Source organism: Shinella sp. GW821-FHT10F02 (assembly GCF_058809275.1).
Map to the genome: position 1 here is coordinate 129997 of NZ_JBXASL010000009.1, position 23771 is coordinate 153767.

The 23771-nt window shown below is 64.8% G+C and carries 20 protein-coding genes; 11 read left to right on the forward strand and 9 right to left on the reverse strand.

What is annotated here, in order from left to right:
* Nucleotides 1–48 precede the first annotated feature (48 nt).
* The 3 genes from AC1RWL_RS26230 to AC1RWL_RS26240 all read left to right on the forward strand — a co-directional run bounded on the left by AC1RWL_RS26230 (nucleotide 49) and on the right by AC1RWL_RS26240 (nucleotide 4173).
* A complete protein-coding gene (locus tag AC1RWL_RS26230) occupies nucleotides 49–1482 on the forward strand; it encodes an aldehyde dehydrogenase family protein (protein ID WP_493096514.1) in 1434 nt (477 codons plus the stop codon).
* A 50-nt stretch (nucleotides 1483–1532) separates the two neighbouring features.
* Nucleotides 1533–3272: an L-arabinonate dehydratase gene (gene araD / locus AC1RWL_RS26235; RefSeq protein ID WP_493096513.1), complete on the forward strand. Its 1740-nt coding sequence runs from the start codon at nucleotides 1533–1535 to the stop codon at nucleotides 3270–3272.
* Nucleotides 3273–3474: 202 nt separating this feature from the next.
* A complete protein-coding gene (locus tag AC1RWL_RS26240; RefSeq protein WP_493096512.1) occupies nucleotides 3475–4173 on the forward strand; it encodes a polysaccharide biosynthesis GNAT family N-acetyltransferase UppQ in 699 nt (232 codons plus the stop codon).
* Nucleotides 4174–4271: 98 nt separating this feature from the next.
* Here AC1RWL_RS26240 and AC1RWL_RS26245 read toward each other — a convergent pair whose 3' ends face one another.
* Genes AC1RWL_RS26245 through AC1RWL_RS26255 form a run of 3 tightly spaced genes read right to left on the reverse strand, consistent with a single transcriptional unit; the run spans nucleotide 4272 to nucleotide 7451 of the window.
* Nucleotides 4272–5093, reverse strand: a complete 822-nt coding sequence (locus AC1RWL_RS26245; protein ID WP_493096511.1) for a transglutaminase family protein — start codon at nucleotides 5091–5093, stop codon at nucleotides 4272–4274.
* Nucleotides 5094–5109: 16 nt separating this feature from the next.
* The gene (locus AC1RWL_RS26250) at nucleotides 5110–6051 is read right to left on the reverse strand and encodes an alpha-E domain-containing protein (protein ID WP_493096510.1); all 942 of its coding nucleotides are present in this window, start codon (nucleotides 6049–6051) and stop codon (nucleotides 5110–5112) included.
* A 5-nt stretch (nucleotides 6052–6056) separates the two neighbouring features.
* Nucleotides 6057–7451 carry a circularly permuted type 2 ATP-grasp protein gene (locus AC1RWL_RS26255; protein ID WP_439624712.1) on the reverse strand — a complete coding sequence of 465 codons (1395 nt, stop codon included), beginning with the start codon at nucleotides 7449–7451 and terminating at the stop codon, nucleotides 6057–6059.
* Between the two features lie 335 nt (nucleotides 7452–7786).
* Between AC1RWL_RS26255 and AC1RWL_RS26260 the strand changes: the two genes are divergently transcribed.
* Nucleotides 7787–8671, forward strand: a complete 885-nt coding sequence (locus AC1RWL_RS26260; RefSeq protein ID WP_493096509.1) for a DMT family transporter — start codon at nucleotides 7787–7789, stop codon at nucleotides 8669–8671.
* Between the two features lie 56 nt (nucleotides 8672–8727).
* Here AC1RWL_RS26260 and AC1RWL_RS26265 read toward each other — a convergent pair whose 3' ends face one another.
* Entirely contained in the window at nucleotides 8728–10149 is a 1422-nt protein-coding gene (locus tag AC1RWL_RS26265) for a DEAD/DEAH box helicase (protein ID WP_439624335.1), read from the reverse strand.
* A 356-nt stretch (nucleotides 10150–10505) separates the two neighbouring features.
* On the reverse strand, nucleotides 10506–11606 hold the full coding sequence (locus AC1RWL_RS26270; RefSeq protein ID WP_493096508.1) for a DNA alkylation repair protein: 1101 nt from the start codon (nucleotides 11604–11606) through the stop codon (nucleotides 10506–10508).
* Between the two features lie 214 nt (nucleotides 11607–11820).
* Here AC1RWL_RS26270 and AC1RWL_RS26275 point away from each other — a divergent pair, with 214 nt between their 5' ends.
* Complete coding sequence (locus tag AC1RWL_RS26275) at nucleotides 11821–12273, forward strand: host attachment protein (protein ID WP_435267829.1); 453 nt, start codon at nucleotides 11821–11823, stop codon at nucleotides 12271–12273.
* On the opposite strand, the gene AC1RWL_RS26280 is transcribed toward AC1RWL_RS26275, so the two are convergent.
* Entirely contained in the window at nucleotides 12270–13871 is a 1602-nt protein-coding gene (locus AC1RWL_RS26280) for a trimethylamine methyltransferase family protein (RefSeq protein WP_256117648.1), read from the reverse strand. The two genes, AC1RWL_RS26275 and AC1RWL_RS26280, sit on opposite strands and share 4 nt — an antisense overlap.
* A gap of 224 nt (nucleotides 13872–14095) precedes the next feature.
* Between AC1RWL_RS26280 and AC1RWL_RS26285 the strand changes: the two genes are divergently transcribed.
* Nucleotides 14096–17749 carry a PAS-domain containing protein gene (locus tag AC1RWL_RS26285; protein ID WP_493096507.1) on the forward strand — a complete coding sequence of 1218 codons (3654 nt, stop codon included), beginning with the start codon at nucleotides 14096–14098 and terminating at the stop codon, nucleotides 17747–17749.
* Nucleotides 17750–17753: 4 nt separating this feature from the next.
* Here AC1RWL_RS26285 and mnmC2 read toward each other — a convergent pair whose 3' ends face one another.
* The gene (mnmC2, locus tag AC1RWL_RS26290; protein ID WP_493096506.1) at nucleotides 17754–18476 is read right to left on the reverse strand and encodes a tRNA (5-methylaminomethyl-2-thiouridine)(34)-methyltransferase MnmC2; all 723 of its coding nucleotides are present in this window, start codon (nucleotides 18474–18476) and stop codon (nucleotides 17754–17756) included.
* On the opposite strand from mnmC2, the gene AC1RWL_RS26295 reads away from it, so the two are divergent.
* Entirely contained in the window at nucleotides 18475–19653 is a 1179-nt protein-coding gene (locus tag AC1RWL_RS26295) for an NAD(P)/FAD-dependent oxidoreductase (RefSeq protein ID WP_493096505.1), read from the forward strand. The two genes, mnmC2 and AC1RWL_RS26295, sit on opposite strands and share 2 nt — an antisense overlap.
* 7 nt (nucleotides 19654–19660) lie before the next feature.
* Here the strand turns inward: AC1RWL_RS26295 and AC1RWL_RS26300 are convergent, their stop codons facing one another.
* The gene (locus tag AC1RWL_RS26300; RefSeq protein WP_256117643.1) at nucleotides 19661–20035 is read right to left on the reverse strand and encodes a PRC-barrel domain-containing protein; all 375 of its coding nucleotides are present in this window, start codon (nucleotides 20033–20035) and stop codon (nucleotides 19661–19663) included.
* Between the two features lie 82 nt (nucleotides 20036–20117).
* Between AC1RWL_RS26300 and puuE the strand changes: the two genes are divergently transcribed.
* From puuE to uraH, 4 genes are read left to right on the forward strand one after another with little or no spacing between them, the layout of a single operon-like run.
* A complete protein-coding gene (gene puuE, locus AC1RWL_RS26305; protein ID WP_493096504.1) occupies nucleotides 20118–21050 on the forward strand; it encodes an allantoinase PuuE in 933 nt (310 codons plus the stop codon).
* On the forward strand, nucleotides 21047–21544 hold the full coding sequence (gene uraD / locus AC1RWL_RS26310; protein ID WP_493096503.1) for a 2-oxo-4-hydroxy-4-carboxy-5-ureidoimidazoline decarboxylase: 498 nt from the start codon (nucleotides 21047–21049) through the stop codon (nucleotides 21542–21544). The genes puuE and uraD overlap by 4 nt, the downstream gene beginning before the upstream one ends.
* Nucleotides 21545–21596: 52 nt before the next feature.
* The gene (locus AC1RWL_RS26315) at nucleotides 21597–22091 is read left to right on the forward strand and encodes an ureidoglycolate lyase (protein ID WP_493096502.1); all 495 of its coding nucleotides are present in this window, start codon (nucleotides 21597–21599) and stop codon (nucleotides 22089–22091) included.
* Nucleotides 22092–22099: 8 nt separating this feature from the next.
* A complete protein-coding gene (gene uraH / locus AC1RWL_RS26320; RefSeq protein ID WP_493096500.1) occupies nucleotides 22100–22462 on the forward strand; it encodes a hydroxyisourate hydrolase in 363 nt (120 codons plus the stop codon).
* Here the strand turns inward: uraH and guaD are convergent.
* Complete coding sequence (guaD, locus tag AC1RWL_RS26325; RefSeq protein ID WP_493096499.1) at nucleotides 22459–23766, reverse strand: guanine deaminase; 1308 nt, start codon at nucleotides 23764–23766, stop codon at nucleotides 22459–22461. The two genes, uraH and guaD, sit on opposite strands and share 4 nt — an antisense overlap.
* Nucleotides 23767–23771 lie beyond the last annotated feature (5 nt).

The window sequence follows — 23771 nt, forward strand, 5'->3', positions numbered from 1 at the left end:
ATGCGACGGCCACGCGGCCGCCATGACACACAGGAGGCTCGACAGCCCATGACCATCCACCAGAACCTGATTGCCGGCGAATGGGTCGGCTCGGACGCGATCCGCAACATCAACCCGTCGAACACCGACGATGTGGTGGGCGAATATGCCCGCGCCTCCGTCGAGGACACCAAGGCCGCGATCGCGGCAGCAAAGGCAGCGTTTCCGGCCTGGTCGCGCTCCGGCATTCTTGAGCGCCACGCCATCCTGCGCAAGACCGCCGACGAGATCCTTGCCCGCAAGGACGAACTCGGCCGACTGCTGTCGCGCGAAGAGGGCAAGACGCTTGCCGAAGGCATCGGCGAGACCGTGCGCGCCGGCCAGATCTTTGACTTTTTCGCAGGCGAGTGCCTGCGCCTTGCCGGCGAAGTGCTGCCCTCGGTGCGTCCGAATATCGGCGTCGAGATTACCCGCGAGCCGGTCGGCGTCGTCGGCATCATCACGCCGTGGAATTTCCCGATCGCCATCCCGGCCTGGAAGATCGCGCCGGCGCTCTGCTACGGCAACACGGTGGTCTTCAAGCCGGCCGAACTGGTGCCGGGCTGCTCCTGGGCGATCGTCGATATCCTGGTGCGCGCCGGCCTGCCGAAGGGTGTGTTGAACCTCGTCATGGGCAAGGGCTCCGTCGTCGGCCAGACCATGCTCGACAGTCCGGACGTGCACGCCATCACCTTCACCGGCTCGACCGGTACAGGAAAACGCGTCGCATCCGCTTCCGTCGAGCATAACCGCAAATACCAGCTCGAAATGGGCGGCAAGAACCCGTTCGTCGTGCTCGACGATGCGGACCTCACCGTCGCCGTCGAAGCCGCCGTCAACTCGGCCTTCTTCTCCACCGGCCAGCGCTGCACGGCCTCCTCGCGCGTCATCGTCACCGAAGGCATTCATGACCGTTTCGTCGCTGCCGTTGGCGAGCGGCTGAAGAGCGTTGTCGTCGACGATGCGCTGAAGGCCGGCACGCATATTGGCCCGGTGGTCGACGAGAGCCAGTTGAAGCAGGACACCGACTATATCGAGATCGGTCAGAAGGAAGGCGCCAGGCTCGCTTTCGGCGGCGAACTGCTGAAGCGCGACACGCCCGGCTTCTATCTCGCGCCGGCGCTCTTCACCGAAGCGACGAATGACATGCGCATTTCGCGCGAAGAAATCTTCGGTCCGGTCGCTGCGGTCATCCGCGTCAAGGATTACGAGGAAGCATTGGCCGTCGCAAACGACACGCCGTTCGGCCTGTCCTCCGGCATCGCCACCACGAGCCTCAAGCATGCGACGCATTTCAAGCGCAATGCGGAGGCCGGCATGGTGATGGTGAACCTGCCGACGGCGGGCGTCGATTTCCATGTGCCGTTTGGCGGTCGCAAGGGCTCGTCGCACGGCTCGCGCGAGCAGGGCAAATACGCCAACGAATTCTACACAACCGTCAAGACCGCCTACACCCTGGCGTGAGGCAAAGGCCGCCCGGCTTTTCGCGGCAGGCCCTTCAAGGACTGAAAGACATGAAGAAGAAAGCGGAATGGCCGCGCAGGCTGAGATCGCAGGAATGGTACGGCGGCACCAGCCGTGACGTGATCTATCACCGCGGCTGGATGAAGAACCAGGGCTATCCGCACGACCTGTTCGACGGACGCCCGGTCATCGGCATCCTCAACACCTGGTCGGATATGACGCCGTGCAACGGTCACCTGCGCGAGCTCGCCGAGAAGGTGAAGGCGGGCATCTGGGAGGCCGGCGGCTTCCCGATGGAGGTGCCGGTGTTCTCGGCCTCCGAAAACACCTTCCGCCCGACCGCGATGATGTACCGCAACCTGGCAGCGCTCGCGATCGAGGAAACGATCCGCGGCCAGCCGATGGACGGCTGCGTGCTGATGGTCGGCTGCGACAAAACCACGCCGTCGCTGATCATGGCGGCAGCGTCCGTCGACCTGCCGTCGATCGTCGTCACAGGCGGCCCCATGCTGAACGGCTATTTCCGCGGCGAGCGCGTCGGCTCCGGCACGCATCTGTGGAAGTTTTCCGAGATGGTGAAGGCCGGGGAGATGACGCAGGAAGAGTTCCTGGAGGCGGAAGCCTCGATGAGCCGTTCTTCCGGCACCTGCAACACGATGGGCACGGCCTCCACCATGGCCTCCATGGCGGAAGCGCTCGGCATGGCTTTGTCCGGCAATGCCGCCATTCCGGGCGTCGATTCCCGCCGCAAGGTCATGGCGCAGCTCACCGGCCGGCGCATCGTGCAGATGGTGAAGGACGACCTGAAGCCGTCAGACATTATGACGAAAGAGGCCTTCGAGAATGCGATCCGCACCAATGCGGCGATCGGCGGATCGACCAATGCCGTCATCCATCTGCTCGCCATGGCGGGCCGTGTCGGCATCGACCTGACGCTGGACGACTGGGACCGCTGTGGCCGCGACGTGCCGACCATCGTCAACCTGATGCCGTCGGGCAAATACCTGATGGAAGAGTTCTTCTATGCCGGCGGCCTGCCCGTCGTTCTCAAGCGCCTCGGCGAGGCCGGCCTCCTGCACAAGGATGCGATCACGGTCTCCGGCGAAACCGTCTGGGACGAGGTCAAGGACGTCGTCAACTGGAACGAGGACGTCATCCTTCCGGCCGAAAAGGCGCTGACGCAATCGGGCGGCATCGTCGTCGTGCGCGGTAATCTTGCGCCCAAGGGCGCGGTGTTGAAGCCGTCGGCGGCCTCGCCGCATCTTCTGACGCATCGGGGCAGGGCGGTCGTGTTCGAGGATATCGACGACTACAAGGCCAAGATCAACGACGACGCTCTCGACATCGACGAGACCTGCGTCATGGTCATGAAGAACTGTGGGCCGAAGGGTTATCCCGGCATGGCCGAGGTCGGCAATATGGGCCTTCCGCCGAAGGTGCTGAAGAAGGGTATCACCGACATGGTGCGCATCTCCGACGCGCGCATGTCGGGCACGGCCTATGGCACCGTTGTGCTGCACACCTCGCCGGAAGCCGCCGTCGGCGGGCCGCTTGCGGTGGTGAAGAACGGCGACATGATCGAACTGGACGTGCCGAACCGCCGCCTGCATCTCGACATTTCCGAGGAGGAGCTGGCGCGCCGGCTTGCCGCCTGGACGCCGAACCATGATCTGCCCGTGTCGGGTTACGCCTGGCTGCACCAGCAGCATGTCCAGGGGGCCGATACCGGCGCCGATCTCGACTTCCTCAAGGGGTGTCGCGGCAGCGCGGTCGGCAAGGACAGCCACTGAGCTTTTTCGGGCGCGGCTTTCAAGGTCGCGCCCGATCTGTGCCGTTCCGGCACAGGTTGCCCCGCCTTGCGCGCCGAATGCAACCTTTCCTTTCCCCTTGCAGCCACCTGTCGTCCTGCGCGAGGAACCGCGGAGGTCGTCTTCCCCTTCCATTTCACGATACCGGTCCACTCCCGGGTCGGTCGCTGAATGGGAGGTTTCCATGTTCAGAGCATCAGACGGTGTATCGATTCCAAAACTCTCCGCGGTCGTGCTGGTCGCGGCGGTTCTTGCCGTGCCGGTTCACGCGGCCGATCGCGGCAATCGGGGAGGCCTCGGTGTGGGCGTCGGCGTGAGCCTCGGTAGCGTCCGGGCCGGTGTCGATGCCCGGGTCGGCGGCAGCAAGGGGCTTGCCGATGCCAATGTCGGCGCGCGGGTCGGCGGCAGGAACGGCCTGAAGGCCGATGCCAAGGCGAATGTCGGCGGTGCTCGCGGGCTTGCCGATGCGAATGTGAAGGCCGGCCTCGGCGGGCGCGATGGCGTCAATGCCAGCGTCAGGGCGAATGTCGGCGGATCGCGCGGCCTTGCGGATGCGGATGTGCGGGCGACCGTTGGCGGGCGGGATGGACTTGCGGCGGATGTCGGTGCGACGGTCGGCGGTCGCGGCCTGCTGGATGCCGACGTGGATGTCAGCCTCGGCGACGACGACGTGCTCGGCCGGCCGGACCGCCGCGAGCCGCGCTCGCTCGGCGATGACGACCGGCGCGGCGATCCGGATGACCGCACGGTCGTTCGCGAATTCTCGCGGCTCTCCGGCAACGATCGCATGCAGCTCATCAAGCGCTGTCGCGGCGTCGACAGCGGCGGTTATGATGCCGCCCTCGTGAAACTCTGCCGCCTGCTCGAAACGGCGTCGCGTTAAAGCGATTGCACAAGCCCTTAAAGCGGATTCGATTTGAGGGCTTGTGCAGCAGATTCAGGGCGTTACGGCGCCCTTTGGGAACCCTGATTCAAGTGCCGTCAGCTCTGGCTCTGTGACTGGCTCTGGCCGGACGTTTCCACCGTGATGGCAACGCTCATCGTTTCCGCCGCCGTGCCTACCACCATGCCGGAAATGGGGGCGGCGTCGGTATAGTCGAGGCCGGTGGACAGGCGGACATAGCGGGCGTCCGGGCAGATCTTGTTGGCCGCGTCGAAACCGACCCAGCCGAGCCCCTGCAGGTGCACTTCCGCCCAGGCATGGCTTGCCGTCTGCTCGGGCGTTTCCATCAGCAGGTAACCGGAAATATAGCGGGCCGGCAGGCCGAGCGAGCGTGCGGCGGAGATGAAGATATGCGCGTGGTCCTGGCAGACACCCTGCTTCTTTTCCAGCGCCTCTTCGGCCGTGGTGTCGGAGGCGGTTTCGCCCGGCTTGTAGGCGACGGCCTGGTGGATCGCTTCCATGAGCGCGTGCATGCGCGCCAGTTCGTTTTCGCCGCTGGCGGCCTTGGCCAGTTCGTGGATCAGAGCGCCGGGCTTGGTCAGCGGCGTTTCGCGCAGATACAGCCAAAGCGGCACGAACCCCTGGTGCGGGCCGAAGACGCCGGCGCGGTCCTCCGTCTCCACCTCGCCCTCGGCGACGATGCGGATCGTCACCTGCTCGGCATTGGTGCTGACGAGGTCGACATGGTTGCCGAAATGATCGGTGTAGCCCGCCTCCAGGCGAGCGCCGTGCACCGTTGTCTTCCAGTCACGCACGCGCTGGCCGGGCTGGGTCTTCGGCGTCAGCCGCAGCCTTTGCAGCGAATACTGCACCGGGTCGTCATAGTGATATTCCGTCGTGTGGCTGATCTTCAGTCGCATTGGTTGCCCCGTCAGCCTATCGGTAGAAGCGGTAGCCTTCGGAGATTTCCTCTCCAAGGCGGTTGTTGTGCACGATGAACTCCTCGATGAATTCATGGAGACCCTGTTCCATGATGTCGTCGATGTTGCGGCTGCGCAGCAGCATCAGCGTGGCGGAGGCCGTCTCGTGCGCCGCGTGGTTGTCGCCGTAGAGTTTTGCGAGATAACCGAGATTGCTGACGATCTTGTCATAGCTATAGGCGAGCGAGCGCGGCATGCGGTCGTTGAGGATCAGGAAATCCGAGATGTTGGTGGCGGAATAGTCGCCGTCATAGACCCAGCTGTAAGAGCGGTGTGCCGAGACCGAGCGCAGGATCGATTCCCACTGCATGTTGTCGAGCGACGAACCGACCTTGGCGATCGCCGGCAGCAGCACGTAATACTTCACGTCGAGGATGCGCGCGGTATTGTCCGCCCGCTCGATGAAGGTGCCGATGCGCGAGAAATTGTAGATGTCGTCGCGCAGCATGGTGCCGTGGAAGGCGCCGCGGATGAGGCCGGTGCGCCGCTTGATCGCGTCGATCACCTCGGGCATTTCGGCCGGGCGGACGCGCTTGGACAGCATATCCTTGAACTCGATCCAGCACTCGTTCGTCGCTTCCCAGGTCTCCCGGGTAAGCGCCGTGCGCACCATGCGCGCATTGTTGCGCGCGGAATCGATGCAGGACATCACGCTGGACGGGTTGGCGGGGTCGCGCAGCAGGTAGTCGATGGCATCGGCGCTCGTGAGCTTGCCGTGCACCTCGTCGAAATCCTCGCGCACGCCGGCACTTTGCAGCACGCCGTCCCAGTCCTCGTCGCTGGAGCCGCTGCGCGTCAGCGCCATGCGCAGGCCCGCGTCGATGAGGCGGGCAATGTTTTCGCCCCGCTCGATATAGCGGAACATCCAGTATAGGCCGTTTGCAGTTCTTCCCAGCATCGGCATCAGTCCTCCAGTACCCAGGTGTCCTTCGTGCCGCCGCCCTGGCTGGAGTTCACCACCAGCGAGCCTTCTTTCAGCGCCACGCGGGTCAACCCGCCCGGAATGATCTGCACCTTGTCGGAAACGAGCACGTAGGGCCGGAGGTCGACGTGCCGGGGCGCGATGCCCTTGTTGACGAGGATGGGGACTGTGGAGAGCGACAGCGTCGGCTGCGCGATGTAGTTGGACGGCCGGGCCTTCAGCTTTTCGGCAAAGGCCGCGCATTCCTTCTTCGAGGCGGTCGGGCCGACGAGCATGCCGTAGCCGCCGGAGCCGTGCACCTCCTTGACGACGAGCTCTTCGAGATGTTCGAGCACGTATTTCAGGCTGTCTTCTTCCGAGCAGCGCCAGGTCGGCACGTTTTCGAGCAGTGCCTTGCGGCCCGTATAGAACTCGACGATCTCCGGCATGTAGGAATAGATCGCCTTGTCGTCGGAAATGCCGGTGCCTGGCGCGTTGGCGATCGTGATGTTGCCCGCCTTGTAGACGTCCATGATGCCGGGGATGCCGAGCGCCGAATCCGGGCGGAAGGTGAGGGGGTCGAGGAAATCGTCGTCGACGCGGCGGTAGAGCACGTCGATCGCCTCGTATCCGCGGGTCGTGCGCATCTTCACCTTGCCGTCGACGACGCGCAGGTCCGAACCCTCGACCAGTTCCACGCCCATCATGTCGGCGAGGAAGGCGTGTTCGTAATAGGCGGAGTTGAAGATGCCGGGCGTGAGCACCGCGACGCGCGGTTTGCCCGAACAGCGCGGCGGGGCGAGCGAAGCGAGGCTCTGGCGCAGCAGTTTCGGATAGTCTTCCACCGGGCGCACCTTGTTCAGGTGGAACAGCTCCGGGAACATCTGCATCATGGTTTCGCGGTTTTCCAGCATGTAGCTGACGCCGGAAGGAGTGCGGGCATTGTCTTCCAGCACGTAGAACTGGTCTTCGCCCGTGCGCACGATATCGGTGCCGACGATGTGGGTGTAGACGCCGCCCGGCGGCTTGAAGCCGATCATCTGCGGCAGGAAGGCGACATTACGCTCGATCAGCTCGCGCGGCACGCGGCCCGCCTTGATGATTTCCTGCTTGTGGTAGATGTCGTCGAGGAAGGCGTTGAGGGCGATGACCCGCTGTTCGATGCCCTGGGCGAGCCTGCGCCATTCTCGGCCGGAAATGATGCGGGGGATGATGTCGAAGGGGATGAGTTTTTCAGAACTGTCTTCGTGTCCGTAGACCGCGAAGGTGATGCCGGTTTTTCGAAAGAGGTTTTCGGCGTCCCTCGATTTGGCAATCAGGCGAGCCCGATCCTGCCCCTCGTACCAGTCATGGTAGTTTTCATATGGCTGCCGCGGGTTGGAGTCCGCGCTCATCATTTCGTCAAATGCCAAAGGCGTGTTCCCTATTTTTCGCCATTTGAGTACAACATCAGGGGCAATGCAAGAACCATGCTCAATTAGCGCTGAAGAATTCTCATACCGCTTTGAGCAGGGCTAAACCGGCCGGCAGGACGGTTTTCCGGTGGGAACGAACCGGCCGACGCATTCCCCGCGCCGGCGTCCTGCGCGCGATGTGCCGAAAACATGGGCAGATGCCGAAAAGCTGCACCGTCGCGCCTTTCGTTGAACCTAATCATCAAGGAAATTCCTTTGACCATCACGGGGGCGGCGCCTATCGCTCGCCCACCGATTGTCCTTCTGCCGGAAGTCCCATGTCCCTCGATCGCCTGGCTCCGGCCATCTTCGTCCTGCTCTGGTCGACCGGCTGGGTCGTCGCGAAGTTCGGCGCCATCGTCTCGGAGCCGCTGACCTTCCTCAGCATTCGCTATATCGCCGCCGCCATTCTCTTCGGCGGGCTGTGCGTCGTCTCCGGCGTCGCCTGGCCGCGCGACAGGCGCACCATCGTGCATGCCGTGGTCTCCGGCGCCTTCCTGCACGGGCTTTACCTCGGGGCGGTCTGGTGGGCGATCGGGGAGGGCGTGCCGGCGGCGCTCTCCTCTATCATTGCCGCACTCCAGCCGCTGATGACGGCTTTGGCCGCGCCTTATTTCATCGGCGAGCGGCTGAGCGGCACGCAGAAGGCGGGCCTCTGTCTCGGCTTCCTCGGCGTCCTGCTCGCGGTGCTGCCGAAATTCTTCGGACAGGGGGCAGCGGAAATCCCGGCCTTCGCGCTTGTCCTCAACATGCTCGGCATGGCCGCCGTCACCTATGGCACGATCTACCAGAAGCAATATCTGCCGACGGGGGACATCAGGGCGATCGCGACCCTGCAATATGCCGGGGCCTTGATCGTCACTGTGCCGCTTGCGCTCGGCCTCGAAAGCCTGCATGTCGATTTCGGCTGGGCCTTCGTCGCCGCGCTCGCCTGGTCGGTGCTCGGCATTTCGATGGGGGCGGTCCTGCTGCTGCTCTACCTGCTGCGCCGCGGCCAGGTTTCGCGCGCGGCCTCGCTTATCTATCTCGTGCCGCCGATCGCCGCCCTCCAGGCCGCCGCCATCTTCGGCGAGGAACTGACGATCCCGATGATCCTGGGCACGCTGATCGTCGTGGTGGGCGTCTACCTCACCAACCGCAAGGACCCCGCGCCCGCGGAGTGAGCAAACGAAAACGGCGGGCCGAAGCCCGCCGTTTCCTCATTTCCTAACGCTGTAGCTTACGCCTGTTCGCGGCGCTGGCCTTCCGAACGGCGCGGCTTACCGCTCTGGTTCGGGCGGCCCTGGCCGTTGCCGGCGCCGTGGTTGCGGTTTTGGCGCTCGCCCTGCTTCTGCGGCGGACGGTTGCCATGCGCGCGCTTGCCGGCTGCCGGTGTGCCGCCATCGGCCTGCGCACCTTCGCCGAACGGTTTGCGCGCCGGACGCTGGCCTGCGCGACCCTGGCTGGCGCGGTGGCCGCTGCCCGAGCGGGGCTTGCGCGACTTGCCGCCGGGACCGGCGGTGATGACGGCCGGCGCTTCACCGCTTGCGACGGTGATCTGGATGCCCATCAGCTTTTCGATATCGCGCAGCAGGTGCGCTTCGTCCGGCGTGCAGAAGGCGATGGCGATGCCGTCGCGGCCGTTGCGGGCCGTGCGGCCGATGCGGTGGACATAGGCGTCCGGCACTTCCGGCAGGTCGTAGTTGTAGACGTGGGTGACGCCCGGGATGTCGATGCCGCGGGCGGCAACGTCGGTGGCGACCAGCACGCGGATTTCGCCGTCACGGAAGGCCTTGAGGGCGCGTTCGCGCTGGCCCTGGCTCTTGTTGCCATGGATGGAGGCGGCCTTGAAGCCGATATGGTCGAGATGCTTCATCAGCTTCTCGGCGCCATGCTTGGTGCGCGAGAAGACGAGCGACAGGCCGTCCGGATTGTCGGTGAGCGTCTTGCGCAGGATCTGCGCCTTCTGGTCCTTGCCCGGAACGTGGTGGACATACTGTTCCACCTTGTCGGCGGCCTTGCCGGGCGGGGTCACTTCGACCTTCTTCGGGTTCACGAGATATTCGCCGGCAAGTTCGCCGATCAGCTTCGGCATGGTGGCCGAGAAGAGCAGCGTCTGGCGGTTCTTCGGCACCATCTTGGAGATCTTGCGCAGATCATGGATGAAGCCGAGGTCGAGCATCTGGTCGGCTTCGTCGAGCACGAGGTAGCGGGCCTGGGTCAGCGTCACGGCCTTGCGATTGACGAGGTCGAGCAGGCGGCCGGGCGTGGCGACGAGGATGTCGGTGCCGCGCGAGAGCATTTCCGACTGCTTGTTGATGGAGGCGCCGCCGACGACGGTGACGACGCGCAGCGGGGTCTTCTTCACGAAGTCGCGCAGGTTGTCGGCGATCTGGTTCACCAGCTCGCGGGTCGGCGCGAGGATGAGGGCGCGGATGTTGCGCGGGTCGGGACGGCGGGTGTCGGCAAGAAGCTTTTCGATCATCGGCAGGCCGAAGGCGGCCGTCTTGCCGGTGCCGGTCTGGGCGAGGCCGATCAGGTCCGAGCCTTCCATGACGAGCGGGATGGCCTTTTCCTGGATCGGCGTTGCTTTTTCAAAACCGAGCGTGGTGAGCGTGTCGACGATGGTCTTCGAGAGGCCGAGGTCGTGGAAAGTGGTCAAGTCAAATACCTTTCGGGGCACCAAACGACTTTTCCATAGGCAGTTCGGGACGCAAACCGCGTCACACTTTTGCTCGAACTGCTTTGGACCGGAATCGCATCATGCGCTTCCGGTTTCGTCTGGCGTCAAGAACCCCGCGTGAATTGGGAACTTGTGGGTTGGTTGGGTAGTCGTCTGCGCAGGCATCCGCAAATGGGAGGCGGATCGTTCTCTTGCGCTAGTCCTTCTCAGCATCCCGATATCGGGACATCTTTGGCTCGCTCACGCGGCGGCCGAAGGGCGACGCTGGGGCTCATGTCGTTGTTTTGCGTCGGAAAGTCAAGCCCTAGTTTTTCGCAGGTGCGAAAAGACCGGCCTCATTCTATGCGGAGATCGAAGTCGGCAGAGGCGCAGATCGCGCCGTTGATCAGGATCTCGATGCGGTGCGCGCCGGGGTAGTAGCGCCTGGTGGTGATCGCCCGGATCGCGTGGTCCTTGGCGATAGCCTGGCTGCCGCCGGCCGGCAGGTCGAGCTGCTTCCACTTGAAGACCTTCGGCGCCAGCGTGCCGTTCGCCTTCATATGGTGGATGGCGTAGTCGATCATCAGCCGCTGCGGCGCGGCCTCGGCATTCGTCACGACGATCGAGAAGCCGAGCTTGTCGCCGAAGTCGACGACCGGTGTGGCGAGCGCCAGCGTGGCTTGGATGCCCTTGGCGGCTGCGAAGCCGAAATTGGCAAGCGCCTTCGCGTCGCCCTTCTTGAGCAGGGTGCGCGAGGCGTGGCGCAGCAATTGCCGCCGCTCGGCCGAGGCGCCGGCGATATGCCGCTCGACGAAATCGGTGACGAGCGCCGGGTGGTCCTTGGCGATGTCGTTGAGGCTGTTGGCGACGGAGCGGCGCACATAGTCCTCCGGATCGTCCAGCAGGGCGACGAGGATCGGCAGGATCGGCTGCGGGTTCTTGACGAGTGCCGGCAGGCGCATCGCCCAGGGCAGCCGCGGGCGGGTGCCCTCGCTGGCAAGCCGGCGGACGTGGTGGTTGGGGTCGGCCGTCCAGCCGGAGATTTCGGCGAGCGCCCGGTCCTGTTCGGCATGGATGAAGCGGCGGATGCCGAACTCCGCCGTGAAATGCGGCGTCAGCGCCTTGAGGAGCGCGAGCGAGAGGTCGAAATGCTGGAGACCGTGCTGGGCGGCGAATTGGTTGACCGGCAGCAGCGCCCAGCCGCTCAGGCCGGGATTGCCATCCTGCGGCAGTGCCTTGCGCAGGATATCCGCCGCGGCCGCGTAGTTCGCGGGAAGCGTCTCGGCCAGCGCATCCTTGATGCGCTCCGCGCGCTGCATGAGTTCCAGAGCCGCCATGCCGTCGGTTGCCAGACGCGTGAAACGGGCCGCGTCGAAATCCGGCGCGTGGCGGGAGATGTGGCCCGCCATGTCCTTCACCAGGCCGGGATGCAGCAGGTTTTTCAGCGGTTCGGCCACGGTCTTCTCCTGTCGTTTCGGGCACCCTAGCCAGCCTTTGCGGCATGGCGATAGGGGTCGCTTCGCCTTTCCAACAGCTTCGTGTCCAGCGCCACCCGGAACATGCGGCCGACCTGTTGCGTTGGGTCAATGCGCATCCTGGCCACAATCTTGCAGGATGCTTTCCTACGCAGATTCGTCTGCCTATCCATGAACCTCGCTACGGGAGTGAAACATGACCGCTACGACCTGGATTCTCGCCGCCGATGGCAATCAGGCCCGCTTGCTCAAGGGGGTAAACCTGCTGAAGGATGGCCAACAGAGCCCGGAGCAGGAAGTCTATCGCTCTGAGACGAAGAAGGCGCAGGACATCATGACCGACAAGCCCGGCCGCAGCCACTCGTCGGTCGGCCCCGGCCGTTCCGCCATGGAATATTCGAGCGACCCGGTGCGGGAAGAACAGCAGAAATTCACCGCCGAAGTCGCGGGCCGGATCGACGACTACGCCGCCGAAGGCGCCTTCGACCGGCTGGTCGTGTGCGCAGCACCGCAGACGCTGGGGGATCTGCGCAACAAGCTTTCGGATAAATCCCGCACGCTGACCATGGCCGAGATCGACAAGAACTTTTCCAACCTGCCGACGGAGAAACTGATCTCCTCCGTCCGCTCCATCATGTTCGACGCTTAGAAGTCGGTCGGAACGCCGCCCTCTTCCTTGCGCTTTGCGACGAACGCATCCAGTTCGTCCTCGATCGCCGGGTCGAGCGGCGGCCGTTCATAGGTGTTGAGCTTTTCCTTGAAAACCCGGTTGGCATGGTCGTAGGTGGTCGGCCGGCCGGCTTCCGTCCAGGTCTCGAAATTGCGCCAGTCCGACAGGATCGGCGCGTAGAAGGCAGTCTCGTAGCGCGCCAGCGTGTGCGGCGTGCCGAAGAAGTGCCCGCCGGGGCCGACATCGCGCACGGCATCGAGGCCGAGCGCATCGTCGCTGACATCGAGCGGCTGGAGATATTCCGCCACCATTTGCAGCATGTCGACGTCGAGGATGAACTTTTCGAAGGAGGCCGTCAGGCCGCCCTCGCTCCAGCCCGCCGAATGCATGATGAAATTGCCGCCGCCCTGCGTCAGTGCCCAGAGCGAGAAGGCGGATTCATAGGCCGCCTGCGCATCGAGCGTGTTGGAGGCATTGGTGTTCGAGGTGCGGTAGGGGATGTTGTATTTGCGGGCGAGCTGGCCGCCGGCCACCACCGCCTTCATATATTCCGGCGTGCCGAAGGCGGGCGCGCCCGTCTTCATGTCGACATTGGAGGTGAAGCCGCCATACATGACCGGCGCGCCGCGACGCACCATCTGGGTGAAGGCGATGCCGGCCAGCGCTTCCGCATTCTGCTGCACGACAGCACCCGCGATCGTCACCGGTGCCATGGCGCCCGCGAGCGTGAACGGCGTCACCACGACGACTTGGTTGCGCGAGGACATTTCGATGATGCCCTGCAACATCGGTCCGTCGAGGCGGAGCGGCGAGGAGGTGTTGATGATGGTGAAGAGCGAGGGTTCGCGCTCCATCTGCTCCATGGAAATGCCGCGGCCGATGCGGGCGATCTCGATGCCGTCGAGGTTGCGCTGCTTGCCCAGCGAATAGACGTGGAAGGCCTTGTCGGTGAGCTTCACCATGTCCGACAGGCAGTCGAGATGGCGGATCGAGGCGTGGATGTCGATCGGCTCGACGGGATAGCCGCCCGTCGTGTGGATGATGTCGTAGGATTGCGCGAGCTTCACCAGCTTGCGGAAATCCTCCTGGTTGCCGGCGCGTCGGCCGCCGTCGCGATCGGCGACGAAGGGGGCGGAGGCGATCTGCGCGAAGACCAGGTTGTTGCCGCCGATCTCGACATTGCGGATCGGGTTGCGGGCATGCAGCGTGAAGGCCGGCGGCACGCTCGCCATCATGTCGAGGATGAGCCCGCGGTCGAAGCGCACGCGGTCGGTGCCCGAAGTTACGTCGGCGCCCGCCGCCTTCATGCGCTCGCGCGCCTCCGGCAGGATGACGTCCATGCCGATCTCTTCGAGGATGGTCAGCGAGGCCTGGTGCACGGCCTCCAGCGCATCCTCGGACAGCACGGTGGACTTGGCGGTCGTGTTGACGAGGTTCAGATATTTCGAGCTGGCCGGCGCGCGCCGGCTGCGCTCAGCGCCCCGCCCGCCGCTTCGGCGCCGGCGTTCGACGGGTGTTTCGGCGGCCTCGGCCTCCGGTTGTTCGAGGTGATTTTCGAGTTTGATCACGTCGCCCATGTGCAAGAGAACCCCGGTCTGGTTTGTCTTTTCTCCTTGTTGCATATCCCGCCGTGCGATGCCCCGTCATTTGCGACAGGGAAATGCTCTCTTGGATAAGAGGGCGCTCGCAGCCGCCATGAGTGATTTCCGGCAACGAACGGTTAACCATCCGTTCAAGGATTGCTGGTACTCCCCAAGGGGTATGAATCTCTCCCTCCGTCCCGCTTCGGGGAGCGCTTGGCGTGGCTGAATCTCAAGACGAATTGCTGGTGGCGGCCTGTGAGCGCGTTCGCGAACACCCGCATCCGGCTTACGTCAAAAGCAGCGAGCTGCGCTACCTGGCGGTGAACGACGCCTATGCCCGCCTGTTCGGTCATACAGCCTCTGAGATGATCGGCCTTCGCAGCGACGAGATCGGCGAAGCGCTCGGCCATGGCGACCGGGACGATCCCGAACGCCGCTGCCTGATTTTCGGCAATCCCGAACGCGCCCGCTACATTCACCCCTTCGGCGGTGGCAGCTTCGAGATCGCGCTGAAACGCGAGCGCATTTCTCCCACGCTGTCGATCCTCGTCGGTCTTTTCACGCCGTCGATCGAGGCGCTGGCCACGACGCTGCGCGCTGCCGCCAATGCGAACGCCGATGCCGTGCGGCCGTCGAACGCTTACGACGATGACGGGCAGGACCGCCCGTCTGATCACGTCCAGGGCGCGCTCGATGCGCTCGGCGCGGGCGTCGCCGTGTTCGATGCCGACAACCGGCTGAGCTATGCCAACCGCAGCATGCGGGAATTCTACCGGGTGCTCGTCGGCGAGCTTGCGGATGGGCCGGTGAGCCTGACGACGCTCACGGAGGCGCTGCACGATATAGAAGTGGGGCGCACGCCCGCGGCGGAGCGCGAGCGCTGGGTTGCCGCGCGGCTCGCGAGCTACGACCTGCCGGTCTACGAATCCGTTGCGCGTCTTGCGGGCGGCTGGATGCGCCTTGTCACGCAGCGCCGGCCGGATGGCGCGCTCGTGGCACTGCGGCTGGACGTGACGGCGCTCAAGGAGAGCGAAGGGCGGCTGAAGCAGCATTCGCAGGAGATCAGTCTCTACCGGGCGCTGCTCGACGAACTGCCGGTCGCAAGCTTCATGCGCGACGAGAGCCAACGCATGATCTTCGCCAACCGGGCCTATGTCGAGATGACCGGCAAGCAGCCGGAACAGTTGCTAGGCCTGACGACGCTCGAAATGTACCCGGAACAGGGGCAGGAATTCCACAAGCAGAACCAGTTCGTGCTCGACACCGGCGAACTCGTCGAATCCGAGATCGACTATGTGCGCCCGGACGGCTCCACGCTGCCGACGATCTCCAGGCTCTACCGTGTCACGACGCTCGACGAAAAGAGCTACCTGATCGGCTCGATCACCGACACGACGGTGCTGAAGAAGCGCGAAGACCAGCTTATCGAGGCGCAGCGCGCGGCGGAGGCGGCGCGCTCCGACCTCGAAAGCATCGTCGCCTCGCTTCCCGTCGGCATCGTCGTCGTCGACGAAACCGGCATCATCGAACTGGTGAACGGCGCTTTCGAAGACCTGTGGGACGGTGCTCTGCCGCCGATCAGGGGCGAGGCGCTCGGCGTGCTCCTGCGCTTCCAGCAGGCGCAGGGCGGCACCTGCGAGGACGGCGATTGCGACCAGGGCTACGAACAGTGCCTCTCCGGCATCCGCTCCGGCGAGATGCCGGTGCGCGAAGTCGCCTATGCCAACGGCCGCACCGTCATCGAGGCGGGCTGTGCGATCTCCGGCGGCCGCTGCCTGCTCACCTATATCGACATCACCGAGCGGCGCGAGCGCGAGCGCGAGGTGCTGGAAACCCGCAGCGCGCTGGAAGAGGTCGGCAGCCTCGTCAAGGATGCCGTCTCCTCCATGAGCCAGGGCCTGCTGATCATCGAGGACGACCGGGTCGTGCTCTCGAACGAGGCGCTTGCGACGATGATCGCCATGCCGCGCGAACTTTTGCAGCCCGGCGCGCTGGTCAAGGACGTGCTGCAAAGCTGCATCGACCGCAAGATCGCCGGCTTCGTTGGCGAGGAGCCGGTCGATGCGAGCAAGTTCCGAACCATCCTCTTCACCGGCAAGCCGGCCTCGCTGACGGTATTTAGCGGCTACCAGCGCTGGCTGCGCCTCGATGTGACGCCGACGGGCCGCGGGCGCTCCGTCATGGTCTTTTCCGATATTACCGACCTCAAGAGCCGCGAGGAGGAGCTGCGCCAGCTCGTCACCCGCGCCGAGACGGCCGACAAGGCGAAGTCGGAATTCCTGGCCAATATGAGCCATGAAATCCGCACGCCGATGAACGGCGTGCTCGGCATGGCGGAGCTGCTTGCCAAGTCGAACCTCGATACGCGGCAGAAAACCTTCATCGACATCATGGTGAAGTCCGGCAATGCGCTTTTGACCATCATCAACGACATCCTCGATTTTTCGAAGATTGACGCCGGCCAGATGACGCTGCGCGATGTCGCCTTCAACCCGGTCGAGGCGATCGAGGACGTGGCGACGCTGCTTTCGGCCAAGGCCGCGGAGAAGGATATCGAGCTCGTCGTGCGCGGCGCGGCCAACATGCCGGCCGCCGTGATGGGCGATGCGGGCCGCTTCCGCCAGATCGTCACCAACCTCGTCGGCAATGCCGTCAAGTTCACCGATCGCGGCCATGTGCTGATTGACCTCGCATGCCACACGAAGGCCGATGGCGGCATCGAGATCGTCATCCGCGTCGAGGATACCGGTGCCGGCATCCCGACCGAGAAGATGGAATCGATCTTCGAAAAGTTCTCGCAGGTCGATGCCTCCTCGACCCGCCGCCACGAGGGCACCGGCCTCGGCCTTGCGATCACCGACGGCCTGACGCGGCTTTTCGGCGGCACGCTGGAGGCGATGAGCGAGGTCGGCAAGGGTTCGGTCTTCACCGCGCGCCTGCCGATGACGCTCGCGGTTGCCTCGCTGCCGGCCCGCATCGTGCAAGCGAAAACGCCGGACGCGCGCATCCTCGTCGTCGATGCGCATGATCTTTCCCGCAAGGCCTCGCACGACATGCTGCTGGACTGGGGTTTCGATGCGACCGCCGTGGCCTCCGAGACCGAGGCGCTCGCCGTGCTCGCCGCGGCGACCGGCATGGGCCTTTCCGTGGACGCCATCCTGCTCGATTATCAGCCGGACCACGCGCCCGATTTCATCCGCGCGCTCAGGGAAAGCCCGGCGACGGCCGATGTCTCCGTGATCGTGCTCACCTCCATGAACCTGTCGTCGGAGGAAAGGCTCCTTTCCTCGCAGGATATCCAGGCCCATCTCATGAAGCCGGCCCGCGCCGACCTGTTGCGCGAGACGGTCTCGGAAGTGCTGCGCGCGACGCGCGGCGTCCGGCCGGCCGCGACCGCACCCGAGGGCAAGGTCCTGCCGCTCCGCCCCCTTGTGGCTCCGGCCGCTCCCGTCGCTGCGGAGGGCGAGGTGCTGGACGTGCTCGTCGCCGAGGACAACGAGGTCAACCAGATCCTCTTCACCCAGATGCTGCTCGCTTCGGGCCTGAAGTTCCGGCTTGTCGGCAATGGCGAAGAGGCCGTCGCGGTCTTTCGTGCCGTTCGCCCCCGCATGATCCTGATGGATATTTCCATGCCGGTCATGAACGGTCTGCAGGCGAGCCGGGCGATCCGCGAGATCGAAAGTGGCAGCGGCCATCGCGTGCCGATCGTTGCCGTCACCGCCCATGTGCTCGATGGCGACCGTGAAGAATGCCTTGCCGCCGGCATGGACGACTATCTGGCAAAGCCGATCAGCATCGAGAAGCTGGAAGAAAAACTCGACCGCTGGCTGAAGCGCGGCAAGACGCAGGCTGCAACCGGCACCCTGCATTGAGGCTTCAGGCCGCCGGCTTTTCCCCGCAGAGCATTTCGCGTTTGCCGGCAAAACCCGGGCGGCGCTCCACTATGAAGCCCGCGGCGGCCAGGTTGCGCCGCACGAAACCCGCCGCCGCATAGGTCGCGAAACGCCCGCCCGGCGCGGTCAGGCGAAAAACCTCCGCCATCAACTCGGCCGACCACATGTCCGGATTGCGCGACGGCGCGAAACCGTCGAGATACCAGGCATCGAAGGGCGTTTCCTCCCGGCTGAGGCTTTCGAGGGCCGCGCCGCAGATGACGGTGAGGCGGACGTTAGGTTCCAGGTCGATCTCGACGCGGCCGGCCGGCGTTTCCGGCCAGTTTTCGGTGAGGATGGCGCGCTCGCGGTCGATCTCCGGCCAGTGCGAGAGCGCCCGGTCGATATCGGCGCGCGCCATCGGAAAACGCTCGAAGGAGGTGAAGGAGAGGCTCGCGCCGTCTGGCGCCGTGTCCCGCCATTGCCGCCACGTCTCGCAGAGATTGAGGCCCGTGCCGAAGCCGAGCTCGGCGATGCGAAACGGTTTTCCGCGCTGCCAGCGGTGCGGCAGCTCGTTGCCGGCGAGGAAGACGTGGCCGCATTCCAGCCGGCCGTCGCTGCGGCAATAAAAGTGGTCGTCAAAGGCCCGGGAATAGGGCATATCGCCCTCGTGCCAGTCGAGGACCGCTTCGTTTTGCGGGACGTTTTCAGGATCGTGCTCAGCCATGACGGATGCCGATAGTCGCGTGAAGGCCGCCGGTCAACCGGGCGTGGACCTGCTCGTGGTCGGCGGCGGGATCATGGGCCTGTGGACCGCGCTTTTCGCCGCCCGTGAGGGGTTTTCCGTGCGCCTCGTCGAACGCCGCGGGATTGGCGCCGGTGCCAGCGGCGGCGTGCTCGGCGCGCTGATGCCGCATCTGCCGGACCGCTGGAACGCCAAGAAGGCCTTTCAGCTCGCCGCCCTCATCTCGCTCGAAGCGGAGATTGCCGCACTCGAAGCCGAAACCGGTTTTTCCGCCGGCTACCGCCGCTCCGGCCGCCTCATTCCACTCCCGAAGCCGCACAATCGCGACATCGCACTCGGCCATGCGCGGGATGCGCTTTCGGTCTGGAACACCCCCAACCGCACGTTTTCTTTCGAAGTGCTGGACGCTGCCCCGGTTTCCGGCTGGCCGGCCGAGGCGGCGATGGCGCACGGGCTCGTGCACGATCACCTCGCCGCCCGCCTTGCGCCGCGCAGCCTGCTGGCGGCCTTGCGCGCGGCGCTTGAACGTCTGCCGAATGTTGCGATTGCCGAGGGCGTCGGCGTTGAGGCGATCGAGTCCGCTGCCGGTCTTGCCAGCCTCGATGACGGCACCAGCTTGCGCTTCGGCCACTGCGTTCTGGCCGCCGGTGTCGAGACCTTCGGTTTGCTCGCGCCCCTCAACCCGCCGCTCGCCAAGCCGGTCGGTGCCGCGGTCAAGGGGCAGGCGGCGCTGCTGAAGGCCCCGGTCGATCCGGCGCTTCCGGTGATTTTCGCCGACGGCCTCTATATCGTGCCGCATGAAAACGGTCTCGTCGCCATCGGCAGTACCAGCGAAAACACCTTTGCCGATCCACTGGCAACCGACGGCCTTCTCGATACCCTCATCGACAAGGCGCGGCGCATGGCACCAATTCTGGCGGAGGCACCCGTCGTGGAGCGCTGGGCGGGTCTGCGCCCCAAGGCGATCGGCCGGGAGCCGATGGTCGGCCGGCATCCGGATCATGCGAATATCAGCCTGATGACCGGCGGCTTCAAGGTGAGTTTCGGCATGGCGCATGCGCTGGCGCGCCAGGTCCTTCACGAAATCAAGGGCGGCACGCTTGACGTACCGCCCTCGTTCACCGTCTCAGCCCACCTGGAGGAAGCCGGACGGGATTAACCCGCTTTTACATCCAGTACGGCGGCACGCCGTAATAGTCGCTGATCACCTTGCCGTTGCGGCGGTTCCAGTCGTATTCCGCGTCGCTTTCATAGTGCGGCGCCTTTTCGACCTGTTCCTTCGTCACATCGACGCGGTAGCCGCCGAGGCCTTCGTCATAGTTGAGCTTGCCCCAGGGCAGCGGATAGTGATCGTGACCGATGCCCAGGAAACCGCCGAAGCTGAGCACGGCATAGGAGACATGCCCGCTGCGCTTGTCGAGGATCAGGCGTTCCACCGAGCCGATATGCTTGCCGTCGGCGCCGTAGACACTGGTGCCTTCCACCTTGTCGCTGGAAATCAGGTCCTGGGTTTCGCGAATGTTTGCGTCCTGCATGGCCATAGGTGTTTCTCCTTGGTTGTGATGGACAGGAAACGGCGCAAGGCGGTATTGGTTCCTCAATGCCCATTCCCGAGGTGACAGAATGACCGAGAAGACTTACGCGCGCGACCTCATCGGCTATGGCCGCAACCTGCCCAAGGTGCGCTGGCCGGGCGACGCACGCATCGCCGTGCAGTTCGTGGTGAATTACGAAGAGGGCGGCGAAAGCTGCATCCTCGACGATGATCCGGCGTCGGAATCCCTGCTCTCGGAAATCGTCGGCGCGCAGCCCTGGCCGGGCCAGCGCAACCTCAACATGGAATCGATCTACGAATATGGTTCGCGCGCCGGCTTCTGGCGGCTGCACCGCCTGTTCACCAGCCGCAGCGTGCCGGTCACCGTCTATGGCGTGACGCTCGCCATGGCGCGCAACCCGGATGCCGTCGCGGCCATGAAGGAAGCCGATTGGGAAATCGCCAGCCACGGCTATCGCTGGCTGGAATACAAGGATTTTTCCGAGGAGAAGGAGCGCGAGCACATCCTCGAAGCCGTGCGCCTGCACAAGGAACTGACCGGCTCCCACCCGCTCGGCATGTACCAGGGCAAGCCGTCGTCCAACACGCTGCGCCTCGTCATGGAGGAGGGCGGTTTCGTCTATTCTTCCGATTCCTATGCCGACGATCTGCCCTATTTCGTGCCGGGCCTCGACGGCCAGCCCTTCCTCATCATCCCCTATACGCTCGATACGAACGACATGCGCTTTGCGACGCCGCAGGGCTTCAACGCCGGCGACCAGTTCTTCAACTACCTGAAGGACGCCTTTGACGTGCTCTACCAGGAGGGCAAGGAGGGCAGCCCGAAGATGCTCAATATCGGCCTGCACTGCCGCCTGGTCGGTCGCCCCGGCCGCGTCGCGGCACTCGCCCGCTTCGTGGATTACGTGCTGGAGCACAAGAAGGTGTGGATTCCACGCCGCATCGATATCGCGCACCACTGGATCGAGAACTACCACCCGACGACGAGCAAGGGCGCATGATCGACCGCGCCGATTTCCTCGCCCGTTTCGGCGGCGTCTTCGAGCACTCGCCCTTCATCGCCGAGCGGGCGCTCGATGCGGGCGCTGTCGCACTGCCGCTGACGGCCGACGGGGTGCATGCCGCGCTGACGGATGCCTTCCGCAGGGCGAGCGCGGCCGAACAGCTCGGTGTGCTCACCGCCCATCCGGACCTCGCCGGCAAGCTGGCGATTGCCGGCGGGCTCACCGAGGACAGCCGGAAGGAACAGGCCGGCGCCGGCCTTGACCGGCTGAGCCCGGACGAACACGCCCGTTTCACCGCGCTCAACGCCGCCTATGTGGAAAAATTCGGTTTCCCCTTCATCATCGCGGTAAAGGGGCTTACCAAGGACGATATTCTCGCGGCCTTCGAAGCCCGCGTCGGCAACACGACCGACGAGGAATTCGAAACCGCGAAAACCCAGGTGGAACGCATCGCGCTCCTCAGATTAAAAGCTTCTCTCCCCGGAGATTGACAATGCCCGACGACCGAATGACCGCCCTTCCTCTCCCCGGGAGGGCAGTCTGATGGCTGAAAGACTGACCATCCAGCCGCTGACACGGGAGGCCTTCGCGCCTTTCGGCACGGTGATCGAGGCCGATCCCGCATCCATGCGCCATATCAACGGCGGCACGACGGAGCGTTATCACGCGCTCGCCGAGGCCGAGGCCGTGGGCGAGGATGCGAAGGTGATCATCAACCTGTTTCGCGGCGCCCCGCGCGCCTTCCCCTATGCCGTCGACATGATGGAGCGCCATCCCTTCGGCAGCCAGAGTTTTTCGCCGATCGACGACCGGCCCTGGCTGGTGATCGCGGCGGAGGACGAGGGTGGCCGGCCGGGCAGGCCGCAGGTCTTTCGCGCCGGCGGGCGGCAGGGCGTCAACTACCGCCGCAATGTCTGGCACCATCCGCTGATGACGCTCGGCGCGGCGAGCGATTTCCTCGTGGTCGATCGCCTCGGCGGCGGCGTCAACCTGGAAGAGTTCTTCTTCGAGACCCCGTTCATCATCGAACAGCCCTGAGGGAAACCATGACCAAGCCCGGCCGCCTGACGACCCATGTCCTCGACACCGCGCTCGGCAAGCCGGCGGCCGGCCTGAAGATCGACCTCTACTGGATCGAGAACGAGGAGCACCAGCATATCGTGAGCGCGGTGACGAACGACGATGGCCGGGTCGATGCGCCGCTGGTCGAAGGCGTCGGCTTCATGGCCGGCACCTATGAACTGGTGTTCCACGCCGGCGACTACCTGCGCGCCAGCGGTGCCGCCGTCACCGAGCCCGCCTTCCTCGACCGCATCCCGCTGCGCTTCAGCGTCGCCGATCCATCGAGCCATTACCACGTACCGCTGCTGCTCTCGGCCTACAGCTACTCGACCTATCGCGGGAGCTAGAGCGCCGCCTTCATCGCCTTGCCCGCCACATAGGTTTCGCGCACCGCGCGGTCGTCGCCCATCGTCTGGAGCAGGAAGAGTTCGTCGGTGAGCGAGCGCACGACCTCCATCTTCAGCGCCATGGCGGGTGTGGCGGCGGCGTCGAGCACCACGAAATCGGCATCCGTGCCGGCCTCCAGCGTGCCGATGCGGTCGGCGAGCGACAGGGCTTCGGCGTTGCCGAGCGTCATGTGGTAGAAGCTGTCGAACGGGTTCAGCCGTTCGCCGAGCAATTGCTGGATCTTGTAGGCCTCGTCCATCGTCTTCAGCATGGAATAGCTCGTGCCGCCGCCGATATCGGTGGCAAGCCCGATGCGAACCGGCTTTTCCCGCCGCGACAGCGCTTTCAGAGGGAAGAGGCCGGAGCCGAGGAAGAGGTTGGAGGTGGGGCAGTGCACCGCCACGGCACCCGCCTCGCTCATCGCATCGGCCTCGCGGTCCGACAGGTGGATGCAATGGCCGAACAGGCTCTTGCGCCCGAGCAGGCCGTATTTCGCATAGACGTCCGTATAGTCGATCGCCTCGGGATAGAGTTCGCTGGTGAAGCGAATCTCGTCGTGGTTTTCGGAGAGATGCGTCTGGATATGCAGGTCGGGGAATTCGCGGGCCAGCGCCGCCGCCATCTCCATCTGTGCCGGCGTCGAGGTGATGGCGAAGCGCGGGGTGATGGCGACGTGGTTTCGGCCCTTGCCGTGCCACTCGGCGATCACCGCGCGCGTCTCGTCATAGCCCATCTCGGGCGTATCGAGCAGGCCCTGCGGCGCATTGCGGTCCATCATCACCTTGCCGCCGACCATGCACATGCCGCGCGCCAGCGCCTCGGCGAAATAGGCGTCAGCCGAGGCCTTGTGCACCGAGCAATAGGCGACCGCCGTCGTCGTGCCGTGGCGGATCATCTCGTCGCAGAAATGCCGGGCGATGCGGGCGGCATGCGCGCTTTCGACGAAGCGGCATTCCTCCGGAAACGTATAGGTGTTCAGCCATTCCAGCAGGTTGGCGGCATAGGAGCCAATCACCTGCATCTGCGGGAAATGCAGGTGCGTGTCGATGAGGCCGGGCAGGATGAGGTGCGGGCGGTGATCGATCTCCTCCACGTCGTCGGGAGCGGCGGCGCGCACTTGCGCATAGGGGCCGACGGCTGCGATCCGGCCGTCCTCGAACAGCAGGCCACCGTCTTCCTCGTAGCGATAGCTCGCCGCATCGTCGATCGCGTCCGGCCGGCGGAGGAAGGAGAGCAGGCGTCCGCGGATGAGGGTTTTCGTCATGGGCG

Coding starts and splice junctions, on each gene's coding strand:
- AC1RWL_RS26230 (WP_493096514.1), top strand. CDS start 49: ATGACCATCCACCAGAACCTGATTGCCGGCGAATGGGTCGGCTCGGAC.
- araD (WP_493096513.1), top strand. CDS start 1,533: ATGAAGAAGAAAGCGGAATGGCCGCGCAGGCTGAGATCGCAGGAATGG.
- AC1RWL_RS26240 (WP_493096512.1), top strand. CDS start 3,475: ATGTTCAGAGCATCAGACGGTGTATCGATTCCAAAACTCTCCGCGGTC.
- AC1RWL_RS26245 (WP_493096511.1), bottom strand. CDS start 5,093: ATGCGACTGAAGATCAGCCACACGACGGAATATCACTATGACGACCCG.
- AC1RWL_RS26250 (WP_493096510.1), bottom strand. CDS start 6,051: ATGCTGGGAAGAACTGCAAACGGCCTATACTGGATGTTCCGCTATATC.
- AC1RWL_RS26255 (WP_439624712.1), bottom strand. CDS start 7,451: ATGATGAGCGCGGACTCCAACCCGCGGCAGCCATATGAAAACTACCAT.
- AC1RWL_RS26260 (WP_493096509.1), top strand. CDS start 7,787: ATGTCCCTCGATCGCCTGGCTCCGGCCATCTTCGTCCTGCTCTGGTCG.
- AC1RWL_RS26275 (WP_435267829.1), top strand. CDS start 11,821: ATGACCGCTACGACCTGGATTCTCGCCGCCGATGGCAATCAGGCCCGC.
- AC1RWL_RS26280 (WP_256117648.1), bottom strand. CDS start 13,871: ATGGGCGACGTGATCAAACTCGAAAATCACCTCGAACAACCGGAGGCC.
- AC1RWL_RS26295 (WP_493096505.1), top strand. CDS start 18,475: ATGACGGATGCCGATAGTCGCGTGAAGGCCGCCGGTCAACCGGGCGTG.
- mnmC2 (WP_493096506.1), bottom strand. CDS start 18,476: ATGGCTGAGCACGATCCTGAAAACGTCCCGCAAAACGAAGCGGTCCTC.
- AC1RWL_RS26300 (WP_256117643.1), bottom strand. CDS start 20,035: ATGGCCATGCAGGACGCAAACATTCGCGAAACCCAGGACCTGATTTCC.
- puuE (WP_493096504.1), top strand. CDS start 20,118: ATGACCGAGAAGACTTACGCGCGCGACCTCATCGGCTATGGCCGCAAC.
- uraD (WP_493096503.1), top strand. CDS start 21,047: ATGATCGACCGCGCCGATTTCCTCGCCCGTTTCGGCGGCGTCTTCGAG.
- AC1RWL_RS26315 (WP_493096502.1), top strand. CDS start 21,597: ATGGCTGAAAGACTGACCATCCAGCCGCTGACACGGGAGGCCTTCGCG.
- uraH (WP_493096500.1), top strand. CDS start 22,100: ATGACCAAGCCCGGCCGCCTGACGACCCATGTCCTCGACACCGCGCTC.
- guaD (WP_493096499.1), bottom strand. CDS start 23,766: ATGACGAAAACCCTCATCCGCGGACGCCTGCTCTCCTTCCTCCGCCGG.